The organism is Lacrimispora sphenoides JCM 1415, assembly GCF_900105615.1.
GTDB classification, from domain to species: domain Bacteria; phylum Bacillota; class Clostridia; order Lachnospirales; family Lachnospiraceae; genus Lacrimispora; species Lacrimispora sphenoides.
Genome location: NZ_LT630003.1, coordinates 4,275,303 through 4,291,277 on the forward strand (window position 1 = coordinate 4,275,303; position 15,975 = coordinate 4,291,277).

Below are 15,975 nucleotides of genomic sequence, written 5' to 3' on the forward strand. Positions count from 1 at the left end.
TCCATGAATCCCAATACATTTCCCACCAAGGGGAATTTAATCCTTGCGAAAAGCTCCCTGGCTTTAGCCAGACAGGGCTATGAACTGATGGATAAAAAACGGAACATCCTCATCAAGGAATTGATGAGCCTGATCGATGAAGCAAAAGGCATTCAGTCGGAAATCGATGTCACCTTCACTTCCGCTTACAAGGCCCTGCAAAAGGCCAACATAGAGCTGGGAATCAACTATGTGCAGGATATAGCCATGGCGGTTCCTGTGGACAGTTCAGTACGAATTAAGACCAGGAGTATCATGGGAACGGAAATCCCTCTGGTAGAGCATGATGAAATGCCTTTAAACCTGACTTATGCCTATTACAACACCAGAGAATCTCTGGACGAAGCCCGTTGCCAGTTTGAGAAGGTGAAGAAGCTGACGGTAAAGCTTTCTATGGTAGAGAATTCGGCCTACCGTCTGGCAAACAGCATCAAAAGGACCCAGAAACGGGCCAACGCCTTAAAGAATATCACGATTCCCAGGTATGAGACACTGACCAGGAATATTACCAATTCCCTGGAAGAAAAGGACAGGGAAGAGTTTACCAGGCTTAAGGTGATTAAGAGGAATAAGACTGGAATTTAGCGGCTGGTTACAACGAACGCGGTATGTACCTGAAATCAGAAAGTTTTATTAGCCATAAGGATCGGAGACGGGAATAACAGATGTTAATTTCCCGTCTCCGATCCATTTTTAATTTTTTTATAAAAAAGCTATAAAAAATGAACCAAATGGTAATTCTATGACTCTTATTATCAGATGCATCGAAAAAAGGAAAGGAAACAGGTTATGATGGAAGAAAAAAAGGCTTTGGTGGAAAGCATGATAAATGGCAGCGAAGCAGCATTTGACGAACTATACCGTTCCTATTCCGGAAAGCTATACCGTATGGCGTATTTTATTACCGGCAACCAAAGCGACAGTGAGGACATTTTACAGGAGGCCTTTGTTAAATGCTTTCTTCATAAGTCAAAACTAAAACAAGCAGAACGTTTTGAGCCGTGGCTGTATCAGATTCTGGTCAGAACAGCCTGGCGGCTGGAACGAAAGAAAAAAGGAAGAGCTGAGATCTCCTATGAAGGTATTTTAGAAAACGAGGAGGAGAAAAAGAGTACGGAGTACATCCGGGAAGACAAGAAAGCAGATGGACCATTGGAATCCGTTTTAGAGGCAGAGACAGCAAAAGAAATTCAGGCAGCAATCATCCATCTGGATATTAAATACCGTACTGTGGTTCTTCTGTACTATTATAATGAATTGAGCACCAGAGAGATTGCCCACATTACAGGAACCATGGAAGGGACGGTAAAATCCCGTCTGCATAAAGCACGAAAACTGCTGAAGGATTTATTGAAAGCTGACGGCACTGAAAAAACAGAAATGGAAAGGGGCATTTGCCATGGATAACTTTAAGGATGACAAATTAAAGCAAATAATAAAGTCCGAGCTGGATCGGGTAACGCCGGATGCACAGGCAGAGAATCGTTGTCTTAGAGAAATTCATAAAAAAATAGAAATGAGGAGTAGAATTATGAGATTTAATAAAAAGAGAATGGTGGCCGCGTTGGCTGCAGTGTGTACAATAACGGTAATGGGAACTGTCACGGCGATTGCAGGCGGTAAAATTACAGGCTTGTTTAGCTCTACTTCCCGGGACGAAATGGTCCATTCAAAAGCTGAGCTGATTCAATTAGCTGAACGCCAGATGGGGACCACTCCAAAGATAGTAGATACCTTTTCAAATGGTATTTCCTTTAACGAAGGCTCTATTACTAAGGTGGAAGGAAGGGATGAGAATCAGAATCCATTGATTACCTACCCGGAACTCTATGCCGGCTATGGGGAAAACGATCGCGTGGGACTTAACATTTATGAAAATCAGGATATGATTCCTCAGGGATCCTCTACGGTGATAAAGCAAGAAGTTTATCTGGATATCACGTTAGAAGCCCATGAAGATAACTATCTGTTTTTACCGCCAGATGCAAAACCATCAGAGGAAGATTCGAAGCTGGAGGAAGAAGGCAAGCTGATGATCAGCTACGGAAGCAGCGAAGAAGAGCGTAAGGTATATCGTTATGTAAACTGGAGTGAGAATGGTATGGAATATTCTCTCAGTTCCTTTGATGATTTGAGCTGTGATGATTTAATTGGTATGGCAAAGGAAGTTATAGACGTAAAGTAAGCCTGTAACAACCAGTACATTAAACGCACTTAGAAACCATAAGGATCGGAGACGGAAACACAATGTGTTGTTTCCCGTCTCCGATCCTTTCTTTCCAACTCCCTTTGATAAGCTTCAATACTGTCAAAACACTTCCCTACCGCGCCATCAAGGTAAACACCCTTGCTTCATTGTCCGCCTTGATCACCGGCATAGGCAGTCCCGCGTACATCAGTGCTGCCCCGGAAAGCTTTATGCCAAGCTCCTGAATTTCATACACTGTCTGCTCTTCAAGCCCCCGCAGCTTTAAGTAAATGATTCCCTTATTCGCTCCGGAAACTCTCTGTACATATCCTACGACCGCCTCTTTTTTATCTTGGGAGACCGACATAAACGCCCCATACTCCCGCTCTCTTTCCGGGTTCGTCAGCCGGTAATAGTCTCCATGGGCGGATACAAGTCCGTGTTCCTGATAGTATTTTACCTGTCTGCGGACCGCTTCCTGTTCTTCCTCTGATATGTCATTTAAATCCAGCTCATACCCAAAGGTCCCGAAATAGGCAAGAGCCGCTCTTGTATCAATGGAAACGGTTCTTCCCGTCTGCTGGTTGGGACACTCTGAAACATGGGAGCCCATGGCAAAAGGCGGATAGATCATGGAAGTTCCGTACTGAATGTGAATCCTTTCTACCGCATCCGTATCATCGGAGCACCAGATCTGGGGCATGTAGTAAAGAACTCCCATATCAAACCTTCCTCCGCCTCCGCTGCAGCCTTCAAACCGCACGTTTGGAAAAGCCTTTGTCATCTTATCCATCAGCTTGTAAAGGCCCAGCACATACCTGTGGCAAACCTCTCCCTGCCTGTGTGCCGGTAGGGCCTGAGAAAAACGGTCCGTCATACTTCGGTTCATATCCCACTTGATGTAGTCAATCTGTGCATCCTTAAATTCCTCATAAAGCTGATGAAAAATAGCCTCCACTACTTCATCCCTGCTGAAATCCAGGATCAGCTGATATCTCTGGCGGGTTGGTTTTCTTCCCGGAATCCGGATACACCAGTCCGGATGCTCCTCATAAAGCCTGGAATCCTCATTGACCATTTCCGGTTCGATCCAAATACCGAACTTTAATCCCATATTGTGAATTCTTGCAGAAAATCCGGGTATCCCGCTTGGCAGCTTACTTAAGTTGCACTGCCAGTCTCCAAGGCCCCTGTATTCATCGGTCCTTCTTCCAAACCAGCCGTCATCCATGACAAACATCTCAACCCCCAGTTCCTTTGCTTTTCCAGCAATGTTCACCAGCATTTCTTCGTCAAAATCAATCATGGTAGCCTCCCAGTTGTTGATGAGAACCGGGCACCTCTCATTGATAAACTGACCGGGAATCAGATGATGCTTTACTGCCCGGTGGAAATTGTGGCTCATTTTGGACAGTCCCTGGGGACTATAGGTCATGACTGCTTCCGGTGTTTCAAATACACTGCCTTTTGAAAGCTCCCAGTAAAAAGTTTCCGGGTTGATGCCTGCCACCAGTCTTGTCTGCTTAAAATCGTTGACCTCTGTGGTGATTGCAAAGTTTCCGCTGTAAACCAGGGCGACTCCATAGCAATCTCCTCCATCCTCTGTTGCCTCAGGGCTGCAGAGAATGGCCGAAGGGTTCTGATAATGGCTGGAGATGCCTCTGGCGCTGTCCACTGTAATCTTCCCATGTCTTACGGAAGTTCTCTCCGCACACCGCTCGTGGCCCCAGCTTCCATAGAAACTGATCATATCCATCTGATCCGTAGGGAAAGAAATACAGGTGGAATGAGCAGCATTGGCAAACACGGTCTTTTCTCCTGCATTCTTAATCCTGGCGCACCTGGTAATGATGTCATACTCTTCCAGAACGCCGTAAACAAGAGTCACCTCCACCTGGGTGTAAGGGTCCCTCATCAGAACCTCCAGAGTCTGCCAGGTGCCGCCGTTATCCCGCAAGGATGGCATTTCATGTAAGCGGTATTTTCCTTCTGATACCATATGTGATACATACCTTAAATCAATGCAGTTAGAGCCATCCCCATTGATCACGCTGACTGCAGAAACCCGGAAGTCTGAAACTCCAAATCCCGGATATTCCTGTTCCAGCACATCCAGGCAGATGGTCCTGTCCTTTTCCGACTCATAGGGATTGGCTTCAAATCCATGACGGATTCTCACAGGAAGATAATCCGCTGCATCGGATATCTTTTTTCCATAGTACAGATGCTCTAAAAATCCATATTCCGCCACCCGGAACTGGTAGCTTGAATTCTTCGTATTTAATAAGAATACCTTTTTGTCCTCAATATATTTTACACTCATAATAAACCTCAATCTTTCAAAAAATTTTAGAAAGAAAGCGGAAGTCTCATCCGATTCCCGCTTTTCTTATCTGAACCCTATTTAGTTAATCTTCTATTACTTGATCGCACTGTCCACCATACCCTGGATAAAGTATTTCTGTAAAAACAGGAATACCGCAACCATGGGAAGGATTCCTATAAAGGCCGCAGCCGCCGCTCCATTGACATTGGCTGAGTCTGCGGAAAAGAAGCCTGCAATGGCCAGTGTAATGGTCTTAATCCTGGGGGACTGGAGAAGATATAAAGCAAACTGGTAATTATTCCAGCAGTTCACACCGGTAATGATGATAACAGAAGCAGTTACCGGCTTTAGCTGAGGCATAATGATCCTGAAAAATGTCTGGAACGGTCCGCAGCCGTCAATTGCCGCTGCTTCCTCAAGAGCCACCGGTATGCTGGTTATAAAGCTTGAAAACAAAAAGATGCTGGTGGGAAGCTGGAAGGTGATCAAAGTCACGATCATGCCCCAGTAGGAATTGATTCCCTGTATTTTAGCCATAAAGGAATATAAGGGAACCAGAATGCTTAAGGGGGGAATCATCATGACACCCATAATGAACCCTTTTACCAGGTTGTTTAGCCTGCTCTTATTTCTCGCGAGAGGATAAGCCGCCATAGCTCCGATGACCACAATAAAAAGAATTGACATACCGCTTATGATCACAGTATTTTTAAGGGCCAGAAGCATTCCTCCCCGCTCCAGTGCGGTGTAAATATTTTTTAAGTAAAGGTATCCCGGAAAGGCCCACCTTGAGGAATGATCATAAGGGGATTTAAACGCGATGGCAACCACCATATAAATGGGAACAAAGTGGATTGCAATGATGATGAGTGCCAGTACATATTTCCAGGCATTGGAAACTCTTTTTTCTTTCATTACACATCCACCTCCTTCTTGTCAAAATACCCCATGACCACATTGCTGATGATCATAATCAGCAGGAATGTGAAAATTCCGATTGCAGAAGCATACCCTGCGGACTGGGCCGAAAAATACTGGTTTGTGACCAGGGTGGACAGGGAATGGGTACTGAACCCCGGTCCGCCGCTTGTAAGCGCCATAACCAGGTCAAATAGCTTTAATCCTCCGATCAGGTTTAAGATGGTGGAGGAAGAAATGGCCGGCATCAGCAGTGGAATGGTAATGTGCTTAAACCGCTCCCAGAAGGTGGCTCCGTCAATCATGGCAGCTTCATAATACATGGTAGGCACATTCTGTAGCCCTGCCAGATAGATGACCATGGCAACGCCCACAAACTGCAGGGAGTTTACCAAAACAATGATCCGGATGGCGGTCCCTGAATGGACCAGTAGATCCACCGGCTCCATATGGAGGGCGATCAAAATATCATTGACCGCGCCTCCGTCATACTGAAAGAAGAAATACATGATGTAACCCATAATCAGCGGAGCAATCATAACCGGCATGTAGATAATCGTTCTGACAATGGAACGTCCCTTAAACTTTGTATTTAAAAATAACGCGTAGCCAAGACCCAAGATGTTCTGGATCACGGTACTCATAACACCGTAAATAAGGGTATTGACCAGTGCTGTCTTTACATTTGCATCCTGAAACAATCTGGTATAATTCTTAATTCCAACAAATTTCATTGTCTGGGAATACCCATTCCAGTTGGTAAAGGACAGCCGGATACCCTGGATAAACGGATATATCACAAAAACAAGAAACAATATCACTGCCGGAATATAAAACAGATTGATTACTGATTTTTTTTGAATCTTCATGTTTACTCCTGTGCTTTCTTTTCCTCATAGCTTGTCTTCATCTGATCCACTGCAACGGTAAGGGAATCTGCCTGTCCTGAAACAATGGCTGCTCCTGTTACGCAGAGGTCGTTCCACATACCGCTTGGCAGATATTTTCTGTCAAAATACGGAATGTTTAAAATGGAACTGTCATTTGCATATTTATCATAGTAAGGAGCCAGTCTTCCCGTATCACTTACCACATTGTCAAGTCCGGAAGGCATACCGCATTTGGTTGCAAGGTAAGAGCTGATGTCTTCACGGGCAAGGAATTCCATAAACTGTTTTACTTCCTCGGGATGCTTTGTGGTCTTTGACATGCCCACTGCAAAGTGCTCCCCTGTCATCAGGGACTGTTTTAACCCTTCTTCTCTGGCAGGAAGAGGCATAAAGCCCATTTTTGTATCCTGATTCTGTACGTAGGTTTCTGTGATTCCACTGGCTGCGGTAAACATGAAAGCTGCCTTATCGGCTGCAAGAGCCTTAATACCGGTCATGAAATCTGCTGTAACGGCATCTGTATTGAAATATCCCTTCTGTCTCCAGGAATCAATCTGATTTACAACCGTATTCCATTTGCTCCAGTCAAAGCTGCCGTCTAAAAGAGCTGCCTGATTGGCCTCATCCTCGTTTGTAATCAGGGTAGGTGCCACGAAATCCATCATATTTCCCATGGTGTAGCTGTCTTTTCCGCCGAGCTGGATGGGGGTCAGTCCTGCTGCCTTGATCTTCTCACAGGCTGCCTCAAAATCAGCCCAGGTTTTGATGTCATCTACATTCACACCGGCTTCTTCCAGCACATTTTCGTTGTAGATCATTCCTGTTAAATCCATATCAATTGGAAGGGTGTATAAGTTTCCTTCCCCGTCTGTGATCTGTTCCTTAATGCTTGGGGATATATGAGAAGCAAACTCAAAATCATTTAATGGAGATAAATATTCCGCATATCTTGCAACTGCCCAGCCATGGGTTGTCCATGCATCCGGAAGCTGATTGGAAGCCATTCTGGTTTTCATGATATCGGAAAAATTGCTGCCTGGCATGACTGCTTCCACGCCAATTCCGGTTTCTTCTGTAAACTGTTCGCAGACATCCTGAATGGCATCACTGACTGACTCGCCGTTTAAGTTATATAAAAATTCAATGGTAACGCCTGTTGGGGCTACTGCATTTTCCTTGGTTTCTTTCTCTTTTACCGTTTCTGTCGCTGTGGTAGACTCCACAGGTTCCTGGGGTGCCTTGGAACAGCCTATTACGCTGATCGCAATGAGACCCGCCAGTGAGGCAAGTGCTAACTTCTTCATAATAATTCTCCCTTACATTGATATTAGTTTTTAGCCGGCTATTTTGTATCTTTAGTCTATCACAGTCCCCTGGGTTCCGTAAGATACCCAAATCTACACTTTCAGGCTCTTTTCTATCATTTTCCTTCTTGGGGATTGAAAAATGTATATAATATGGATACAATATAGGCCCAGGAGGTGATCCCATATGAAAAAACGCCAAAGCTTTCAAAACCGGTTTTTGGCCCTGTTTCTCGTAAGTATTGTTTTGCCCATTATTATCATGGCCACCATACTTGCCTTTTACTTCCAAAAAAGAATATACAGGGATAATGAAAAATACTTTTCAACCTCCCTTTACTCCATTTCAACCAATTTAAGCACCTATGTATCTGACTTAAAAAGGCTGGCTCTGACTCCTTATATTTACGATGATATCCTAAACTTTTTTGCAGCCGTTGAGAATGGGAAATACACAAAAAATGGTTCTTTCGATTACCGGATCGAGCTTCACCGGCAAAACTATACCACTTCCATACAGCGTATATTAAACACCGCCAGGGAGGATATCCTGGCCGTTTCTTTCATGCCTGTAAACCCGAACAACCACATCATCGTTACTGCAACAAAAACCAGCGACCTCATAAACACCACAGATTACCCTTACCAGAAGGAACCCTGGTATCAGGAGGCTTTAAATACTGCCGATCCATATCATTTTATGGTTTTAAAGGCTCCCCCTTATATCCGCTCTGAGACAACGGTCATCTCTGCCCTTCATACGGTCCGCAACGTGTACACCAAACGGAAGCTGGGCGTCATCCGGATCGATGCCTCCGATAAAATCATCAAGGATATTTTCAGCAGCGTAACCTTAAGTGAAAATTCAGGCTTTGTCATCGCGGGTCAGGATGGAACCCCTGTCTACCAGGTAGGAAAGGTGGAGGAAGGTGTCCTTAAAAGGCTTTCTTCTGCAGAAAATATGATCCGTACGGACTCAGATACTTACCGCCTGTATAAAAGTGATATTTCAGGAATGCCATGGCAGCTTATTTTTGTATCCTCCCAAAAGGATATATTTAAGGAGGTATCCATTGTCTGGAGTCTGGCTGCTGTTTTAAGCCTTTCCTCCATTCTGGCTGCATTCTCAATCTTCCGTTCCAATTCAAAGAAGACTGCCCTTGCTTTAAATTCCATCTTAAATACCATGAAAAAGGTAGCGAAGGGAGACTTGGAGGCTTCCGTTCCTGACACAGACCTGTTGCAGAACGACTCCTTTAACACGGAAGAATTGTCCCTGATTGCGGAGAATCTAAACGAGATGATCCAAAAGCTGCAGCTATACATTGATCAGTCCTATAAATATGAGATTGACCGGCAAGAGGCAGAATACCGTGCCCTTCAAAGCCAGGTTAACCCTCACTTTCTCTATAATACCTTAAACTGCTTCCTGTCCATGAACCGGATCGGGATGAAAAAAGAGCTGGAGGACAGCATCATTCAGCTGACCAGAATATTCCGCTATACCTGCAGCAATGCAAAGCTGACTACCGTACAGGAAGAGTTTGAATTCTGCATCCAGTACTGCAATCTCCTTAAAATACGCTATGATGAACGCCTGACCTTTCTAAGCTCCATGGGGGAAGATGCAAAGAATATTTCCATTCCAAGACTTCTTATACAGCCTCTTGTAGAGAATGCCCTTAAGCATGGAATGGAAGGCGACAGCATTTCCATCACCATCTCCATTTCCGCATCGATTGAGGACGATACCCTGATCCTGAAGGTAAAAAACAATGGAATACCCATTGACATCCAAGAAGTTTACTCTGATGGAAAGGTTGGCATAAGAAATGTGGAGAACCGTATAAAAATCTTTCATCCCCATGCTTCCTTTGAAATAAAGCTGACCGGAGATATTACCTCCATGACAATTAAGATACCCCTGGAAGGAGGAACTACTGAATGAAAATTCTTTTAGCTGATGATGAACGCCTGATCCGGCTTGGATTAAAAAGTATGATTGAGGAACTTTACCCCAACATGCACCAGTTTTTTGAAGTGGAAAACGGAGAAAAACTATTAAAACAACTGGAAAAGGAAATTCCGGACCTGATTTTCCTGGATATCCACATGCCGATGCTCACCGGTCTGCAGGCATTTTCCCAGTTTCATATGCGGAAGATTCCGGTGGTCATGCTGACCGGATACGCGGAATTTTCCTATGCCCAGGAAGCCTTAAAGCTGGGTGCCCTCGACTATCTATTAAAGCCGGCCAGCCTGGAGGAAGTCAGAGCTACCATGGAAAAGGCAGCTTCCCTGTTTGGAGAGCGGGAGCTTTTGCTGAAAAAGGATTATGAGCTGGAGTTTGAAAAGATTCTTGACCTCCATACCTCCATCCGCTTTTTACAGAGTCCCAAATACGTTCTTCCTCCTTACACGGCAGTTCTTTTTTACGTTGATCATTATCATAAGGAGACCTTTAAAAACGATTTAGATGAATTAAATGCCATGCTCTCTTCCATCTCCTCCCGCTACGGCGCCCGGTTTACATTCACCTTTCTGCCTACAGGTGAAAACTGTTATCTTACCAGTACCGTGATCCCTCCCGAGGAGTTCCAAGAGATACTGGTCCAGTTTCATCAGACCAGCGGATGTGTAGCAACCGGATTCCATGTTTCTGCCGGAAATCTCTCAGAACTGTTTGCACAGTTTGAGTCTGTTCAAAGGGAGGAAAGTCTGCGCCTTTGCGTCCACCTTGGGTCGGTTATATCAGAGAAAGAGCGGTTGATGTTCTCGAAGCTTCTTCCTTTTTCGGATTTACTGGAAAAGCTTTTGATGGCCAATCAGGCAGATGATGTTATGGGCTTTCAAAATCTTCTTCATGCTCTTACCCAATTTCCTCACGAAAAAAAGATCTTTGAACTTTGTGATGATTCCTTAAACCGCATTCTTACAATGGAATCCGGGACAACCGCAAACATTCTTTCCATTCACCAGCTTGTGGAATTTTTAAAGCAGATGACTTCCCAGAACCAGAGCATTGATTTAATAGATAAAATCAACGCTTATATTGAGGAACATTATATGGACCAGATCGGAATCAATACCATTGCAGATATGATTGATATCTCGCCGAATTACTTAAGCAAAATCTATAAGATGAAAACCGGAGAAAAGTTCGTTGACCACTTAACCGGTGTCCGCATAAAAAAGGCAATGGAACTCATGTCAGGAGGACATACTGCCACGGTCCGGGACACTGCTGAGCGGGTGGGATATTTCAGCACCAGGTATTTTACCAAGGTTTTCTTAAAAAGTACGGGAATCTCACCATCCGAATATATGAAAGGCCATTTATTAAACGAAGGGAAACCTGCCCCTCTGTAAAAACAAAGACCACTTTTGTGAGATAGACCTGTTATAAATGCCGGCACAGATTACACAATCTAATATAAGAAAATCTACTTTGACCGAATCGGTTTATGGTGTTATAATCATGCCATAAACCGATTCGATCAATTACATTATCAGAAGGTGAAGACATGGAAAAATTCAAAGAACTTTCAGAAGAAAAGCAGCTGCCCATCATGGAAGCGGCATTAAAATGTTTTGGAAAGCATGGATACAAAAAGGCCTCCATGGGCGACATCGCCCAAAACAGCGGTGTATCCAAACCAATGCTGTTCCATTATTTCGGCACAAAAAGGGATCTGTACCTATACCTTTCGGAATATGTGAGAGGTGTTATGATTGAGGCTTATAAGCGCAATGAAATCAATGCATATGACGATTTATTCAAACGCATTATTGTGGCCTCCAGAATGAAAATGGGCATACTGGAAAAGCATCCTCATATATTGAAATTTATCATCAGTATGTTCGAGGAAACCGACGATGCGGTCACCGATATTACAAAAAAGATCATGCCCGATGCCCAGCGCTTTTCCTACGAACTGGTGCTTAGAAAAGAAGATGTTATTAAATTTAAAGAAAGCGTGGATATTGACGTGGTTATGCGCATGATGTTCCTCATGGCGGAAGGCTATGCTCACGAGATGACCGATGAACGGTGCGATCTTGACAAAATAACCGAAGAACTGGAAAAAACCATCCACATGTTGAAAAGTAATCTGTATAAGGAGGAATACCTGTGATGTATATACTGAAAATTCACAAGAAAGAAGCCGCTTCCATCCAGATATCAGGGGGCAAGGGCGCAAGCCTTGCAAGGCTGTCCCAGCGCTTCCCTGACAGCGTACCAGGCGGCTTTATCATCACAACAGAATTTTTTAAAAAATATATCCTTCCAACTGTAAAGGAAGCCGGAAGTGATGTGAAGTCCGCCGTCGCCGGACTGGTTTTACCCGCCGAAGCGGTGGGGCTGATTCAATCCGCTTATGAAGAACTGGGAAGCCGGGTTTCCGTTGCCGTCCGTTCCTCCGCTACGGCAGAAGATTTACCTGATGCCTCCTTTGCAGGCCAGCAGGATACCTATTTAAACATTTCCGGATCTGAAGCGGTAATAACAGCAGTGATCAACTGCTTTGCATCCTTATATAACCAGCGGGCGATTTCTTACCGGGCAAAAAACAAGTTTGATGAAAACGAAGTTCAAATGGCCGTTGTCGTCCAAAAAATGGTGGATGCTAAGGCAGCCGGAGTCATGTTTACCGCCGATCCCATCACCTCCGACCGTTTTACAATAGCGATTGAAGCGGTGGAAGGCTTAGGAGAGGAACTGGTATCCGGGCGCAAAACCCCTGTTACCTGGACGGTCAAAGATGGCATAAAGCAAACAAGCGGCGGAAAGCCCTGTCTCACCAAAGAACAGGTAACCGCCCTTGCCGCCCTTGGGAAAAAGATCGAGAAGGAATTCGAAAGCCCCCAGGATATTGAATGGTGTTTTGACGGTATGAAATTCTATATTGTCCAGTCCCGCGGGATTACCACTCTTTACCCCTGTGCATCTACCACGGATGGATTTAAGCGCTGTTTTATTTCCGTCGGCCATCTTCAGATGATGACAGACACCATGCTGCCCCTTGGAATATCCCTTTGGGAATTGATGTCCAAAACCGTGAAGGTTACGGAAATCGGCGGGCGGCCCTATATGGAGATTACCCATAACTTAAACAGTCCCGTGGGAAGGGCTCTGGTACGTCAAAAGCTGTCCAACTCAGATGAACTGATGAACAGCGCATTTAATAAAGTCCTGACAAGAAAGGATTATATCAAATCCATTCCAAAAGGACAAAAAAGCGACTTCGCCATACCAAAGGATGTGGGAAAGTGCATCACCGCAGGATTAAGGATCTACCGGAAAAATGATCCGGCCATCATTGATGGCTACAACCGCCGTATGGAAGCGGCAATCCAAAAGACTAGAAAAGGACTAGCAAAATTATCTGGTAAGGAGATCATCGATTTTATTGTGAGCGACACGGATGATCTGATGAAAGGCCTGTTTGATCCGGAGGGCCTGGGACCGCTCCTGGTGACATTCTTCCTTACAAAGCCGATTGATAAAGCAGGAAAGCTCCTCCTTGGACAGGACAGTATAAGCGTTGAAGTGTCAAAATCCATAAATGGCAACATTTCCTCGGAAATGGGATTTTACGTAAGCCGTATCGCAGATGTTTCCAGTGATTTTCCGGAGGTAGTAAAATACCTTGCAACAGCAGGGGACTCCTTTTGCATTGACGAATTGAGAAAACTGCAAGGCGGGGAAGATGCTGCAAAAGCCTTTGAGGAATTTTTCCTGCGGTACGGAATGCGCTGCCCTGGGGAAATCGACATTGCAAAACCCCGGTTTGCCGAGGAGCCAGGAAAGATCCTCCCCACCGTGCTGGCAGATATAAAGCTTCCCAAGGGCCACGCGGAACAAAAGCTCCTTCAGGGAAAACAGGAAAGCAATGATGCAGTAAAATCCATGGTTTCTACTGCCAAAAAGAAATGGGGAGCCAAAAGAGCCAAGAAGTTAGCAAAGCAGTTATCCTTCTACCGAAACTTTTTAGGGCTTCGGGAATCTCCCAAATATTACTGGATGAAACGGTATTGGGAATACAAACAGGCCATCCTTAAGGAATCCGAAAAGCTTGTCCTCCAAGGCCGGCTAAGAAGTGTGGAAGATGTTTTCTATCTTCACCTTCCGGAACTTGCAAGCCTGTTTGCCGGAGAATATGAACCCGATTATAAAAAGATTGATGCTTTAAAGGCGGATTATGAAAAGTACGCCTCTCTTACTCCACCCCGCCTCATGTTTTCCGACGGAGAAGTGGTGGAAGGAGAATATAGCCGCCAGGTTCCGGAAGGAGCACTGCCCGGGCTAGCCGTATCAGGCGGCGTAGCAGTGGGCCGGGCAAGAGTCGTCCTGGATATAAAAGAGGCAGGGAAAATAGGAAAAGGCGATATCCTGGTGACAAAATTTACGGACCCAAGCTGGACGCCGGCCTTTATCTCTGTTGGCGGACTTGTTACAGAAGTAGGCGGTATGGCAACCCACGGAGCCGTGATCACCCGGGAATATGGCCTGCCCGCTGTTGTCGGTGTGACCGATGCCACAAAACACATCAAGGACGGAGATCAGATCCGCATAGACGGAAACTTTGGATATGTTGAGTTTTTGAAATAAGAAAGGAGAATCACCGGTGAACGCAATTCAAATTAATAACCTGTCCAAAAGCTACGGGGAGCACAGGGGGATTGAAAACATCAGCTTCTCCGTGGAGGAAGGCGAGATATTTGGCTTTATCGGCCCCAACGGGGCAGGGAAATCCACTACCATCCGTACACTTTTGGCATTGATCCGGCCCACCTCTGGCAGCGCAGAGATCTTTGGCAAGGACTGCATCAGGCAGGCTGCAGAAATTGCTAAGGATGTGGGCTATCTGCCCGGTGAATCCGCCTATTACGATAACATGACGGTAAGGGAGCTGGTGCAGTACGCGGCGGATTTGTACGGCGTAAAGGGAGATGAAAGAATAAAAGAGCTTTCCAGGCGCTTAGATCTTGACTTATCCCGTAAAATCGCCGACTTATCCCTTGGAAATAAAAAGAAAGCCGGAATCCTGTGTGCCCTGCTGCACTCGCCCAAACTCATTGTACTAGACGAACCAACCAGCGGTTTAGACCCGCTGATCCAGCAGGAGTTTTTCACCATATTAAAAGAGGAAAACAAACGGGGGGCAACAATCTTCTTCTCTTCCCATGTCCTGTCAGAGGTCCAGAAAATCTGCGACCGCGTGGGGATTTTAAAAGAGGGAAAAATGATCGGCGTACAAAAAATAAGTGAGCTGCGGGCGGGAAGCCATAAAAAAATAAACGTTACCGCTGAGGAAATACCCACAGGGTATTTTGATCTTGGAGGCGTAACCAGCTACCAGCAGGACGGCAATACTGCCACATTCATGTATATGGGGAGTATTGGGGAGGTTCTTGCAAAGCTTTCCGCTTTGCATGTCCGTGATCTTTTCATCGAGGAACCGACGCTGGAAGAAATCTTTATGCACTATTACAGGTGAGGTGAAGAGATGACTGTATTAAAGTATGAACTGAAGCAGTTAAAGAAAAATATCATTATATGGTCACTATCCATGGGCGGACTGATCTTCCTGATGCTGCCGGCTTACCTTGGCTTTATCTCAGGGTCTGATGCTCTGGTGACAGAGGCAATAAAAAACAACCCAATATTTGAAGCTTTGGGAGTCAGCGCCGCTTTCGTAATGACCCCTCTTGGCATGTTCAGCTTTTTAAACAGCTTTGCCATGACAGCGGCGGCAATCCATGGAATGGGCATTGCCTTTTCCTCTCATACAAAGGAATATGCGAACAAATCAGCGGAATTTCTGCTGACGAAGCCTTATTCCCGGAACAAAGTTTTCTGGAGTAAGGTTCTTGCCTGCATGACAGACAGCCTGATCGTAGGAGCCGCCTACACCGCAGGAGCCGGGCTGGCGCTTTTGACCGTCAAGGGCATCCGCATTGATTGGCCTGCGTTTCTGCTTATTGGGATATCCCTTGTGCTGGTTGAGCTGATGTTTGTGGTATTGGGAACAGCCGCAGGAACATTCTTCCCAAATGTGCGGACACCTGTGCTCATATCTTCCTGTGTTATGTTTGGCCTTTTTTGCTTAAGCTCCATGTCAAAGAAGATCCATCAGCCGGCACTGGGCTATTTTACTCCTTTTGCGTTTTTTAATCCGGTGAGCATCACGGATACCGGATTCTACCAGTGGAATTATGTGATGTGGTACGTAGCTCTTGGTGCCGGACTGCTGTATATCAGCTGCAGGACATTTCTTAAAAAGGACGTTATATTCGGAGGCTGAC

13 protein-coding genes are annotated in these 15,975 nt (G+C 45.2%); 9 read left to right on the top strand and 4 right to left on the bottom strand.

Features of this window, described 5'->3' with window-relative positions:
• Positions 1 to 3 precede the first annotated feature (3 nt).
• The 3 genes from BMX69_RS19380 to BMX69_RS19390 all read left to right on the top strand — a co-directional run bounded on the left by BMX69_RS19380 (position 4) and on the right by BMX69_RS19390 (position 2,224).
• A complete protein-coding gene (locus BMX69_RS19380; RefSeq protein ID WP_100043268.1) occupies positions 4 to 624 on the top strand; it encodes a V-type ATP synthase subunit D in 621 nt (206 codons plus the stop codon).
• Positions 625 to 828: 204 nt separating this feature from the next.
• Positions 829 to 1,446 carry an RNA polymerase sigma factor gene (locus tag BMX69_RS19385; protein ID WP_100043269.1) on the top strand — a complete coding sequence of 206 codons (618 nt, stop codon included), beginning with the start codon at positions 829 to 831 and terminating at the stop codon, positions 1,444 to 1,446.
• Positions 1,447 to 1,570: 124 nt separating this feature from the next.
• Positions 1,571 to 2,224 (top strand): hypothetical protein, encoded by a 654-nt coding sequence (locus BMX69_RS19390; RefSeq protein ID WP_147297074.1) that lies wholly within the window; start codon positions 1,571 to 1,573, stop codon positions 2,222 to 2,224.
• Positions 2,225 to 2,360: 136 nt separating this feature from the next.
• Here the strand turns inward: BMX69_RS19390 and BMX69_RS19395 are convergent, their stop codons facing one another.
• From BMX69_RS19395 to BMX69_RS19410, 4 genes are all read right to left on the bottom strand, one after another.
• A complete protein-coding gene (locus BMX69_RS19395; protein ID WP_100043270.1) occupies positions 2,361 to 4,550 on the bottom strand; it encodes an alpha-galactosidase in 2,190 nt (729 codons plus the stop codon).
• A gap of 96 nt (positions 4,551 to 4,646) precedes the next feature.
• On the bottom strand, positions 4,647 to 5,468 hold the full coding sequence (locus BMX69_RS19400; RefSeq protein ID WP_100043271.1) for a carbohydrate ABC transporter permease: 822 nt from the start codon (positions 5,466 to 5,468) through the stop codon (positions 4,647 to 4,649).
• Positions 5,468 to 6,340, bottom strand: coding sequence for a carbohydrate ABC transporter permease (locus BMX69_RS19405; protein WP_038283529.1), 873 nt, complete (start codon positions 6,338 to 6,340; stop codon positions 5,468 to 5,470). Before BMX69_RS19405 ends, BMX69_RS19400 begins: the two co-directional genes overlap by 1 nt.
• 2 nt (positions 6,341 to 6,342) lie before the next feature.
• The gene (locus BMX69_RS19410; protein ID WP_100043272.1) at positions 6,343 to 7,665 is read right to left on the bottom strand and encodes an ABC transporter substrate-binding protein; all 1,323 of its coding nucleotides are present in this window, start codon (positions 7,663 to 7,665) and stop codon (positions 6,343 to 6,345) included.
• Between the two features lie 187 nt (positions 7,666 to 7,852).
• Between BMX69_RS19410 and BMX69_RS19415 the strand changes: the two genes are divergently transcribed.
• From BMX69_RS19415 to BMX69_RS19440, 6 genes are all read left to right on the top strand, one after another.
• Positions 7,853 to 9,613 carry a sensor histidine kinase gene (locus BMX69_RS19415; RefSeq protein WP_100043273.1) on the top strand — a complete coding sequence of 587 codons (1,761 nt, stop codon included), beginning with the start codon at positions 7,853 to 7,855 and terminating at the stop codon, positions 9,611 to 9,613.
• Positions 9,610 to 11,034: a response regulator transcription factor gene (locus BMX69_RS19420; protein ID WP_100043274.1), complete on the top strand. Its 1,425-nt coding sequence runs from the start codon at positions 9,610 to 9,612 to the stop codon at positions 11,032 to 11,034. Before BMX69_RS19415 ends, BMX69_RS19420 begins: the two co-directional genes overlap by 4 nt.
• A gap of 155 nt (positions 11,035 to 11,189) precedes the next feature.
• A complete protein-coding gene (locus BMX69_RS19425) occupies positions 11,190 to 11,801 on the top strand; it encodes a TetR/AcrR family transcriptional regulator (RefSeq protein ID WP_100043275.1) in 612 nt (203 codons plus the stop codon).
• Positions 11,801 to 14,278 (top strand): phosphoenolpyruvate synthase, encoded by a 2,478-nt coding sequence (locus BMX69_RS19430; RefSeq protein ID WP_100043276.1) that lies wholly within the window; start codon positions 11,801 to 11,803, stop codon positions 14,276 to 14,278. The genes BMX69_RS19425 and BMX69_RS19430 overlap by 1 nt, the downstream gene beginning before the upstream one ends.
• Before the next feature lie 16 nt (positions 14,279 to 14,294).
• On the top strand, positions 14,295 to 15,167 hold the full coding sequence (locus BMX69_RS19435; RefSeq protein ID WP_100043277.1) for an ABC transporter ATP-binding protein: 873 nt from the start codon (positions 14,295 to 14,297) through the stop codon (positions 15,165 to 15,167).
• Positions 15,168 to 15,176: 9 nt separating this feature from the next.
• Positions 15,177 to 15,974, top strand: a complete 798-nt coding sequence (locus tag BMX69_RS19440) for an ABC transporter permease subunit (protein WP_100043278.1) — start codon at positions 15,177 to 15,179, stop codon at positions 15,972 to 15,974.
• The last annotated feature ends 1 nt before the right edge of the window (position 15,975 follow it).

What these genes read in the sequence shown, in the direction of transcription:
- BMX69_RS19420 (WP_100043274.1), top strand. Translation starts at nt 9,610, where the DNA reads ATGAAAATTCTTTTAGCTGATGATGAACGCCTGATCCGGCTTGGATTA.
- BMX69_RS19415 (WP_100043273.1), top strand. Translation starts at nt 7,853, where the DNA reads ATGAAAAAACGCCAAAGCTTTCAAAACCGGTTTTTGGCCCTGTTTCTC.
- BMX69_RS19395 (WP_100043270.1), bottom strand. Translation starts at nt 4,550, where the DNA reads ATGAGTGTAAAATATATTGAGGACAAAAAGGTATTCTTATTAAATACG.
- BMX69_RS19405 (WP_038283529.1), bottom strand. Translation starts at nt 6,340, where the DNA reads ATGAAGATTCAAAAAAAATCAGTAATCAATCTGTTTTATATTCCGGCA.
- BMX69_RS19380 (WP_100043268.1), top strand. Translation starts at nt 4, where the DNA reads ATGAATCCCAATACATTTCCCACCAAGGGGAATTTAATCCTTGCGAAA.
- BMX69_RS19400 (WP_100043271.1), bottom strand. Translation starts at nt 5,468, where the DNA reads ATGAAAGAAAAAAGAGTTTCCAATGCCTGGAAATATGTACTGGCACTC.
- BMX69_RS19385 (WP_100043269.1), top strand. Translation starts at nt 829, where the DNA reads ATGATGGAAGAAAAAAAGGCTTTGGTGGAAAGCATGATAAATGGCAGC.
- BMX69_RS19430 (WP_100043276.1), top strand. Translation starts at nt 11,801, where the DNA reads ATGTATATACTGAAAATTCACAAGAAAGAAGCCGCTTCCATCCAGATA.
- BMX69_RS19390 (WP_147297074.1), top strand. Translation starts at nt 1,571, where the DNA reads ATGAGATTTAATAAAAAGAGAATGGTGGCCGCGTTGGCTGCAGTGTGT.
- BMX69_RS19410 (WP_100043272.1), bottom strand. Translation starts at nt 7,665, where the DNA reads ATGAAGAAGTTAGCACTTGCCTCACTGGCGGGTCTCATTGCGATCAGC.
- BMX69_RS19440 (WP_100043278.1), top strand. Translation starts at nt 15,177, where the DNA reads ATGACTGTATTAAAGTATGAACTGAAGCAGTTAAAGAAAAATATCATT.
- BMX69_RS19425 (WP_100043275.1), top strand. Translation starts at nt 11,190, where the DNA reads ATGGAAAAATTCAAAGAACTTTCAGAAGAAAAGCAGCTGCCCATCATG.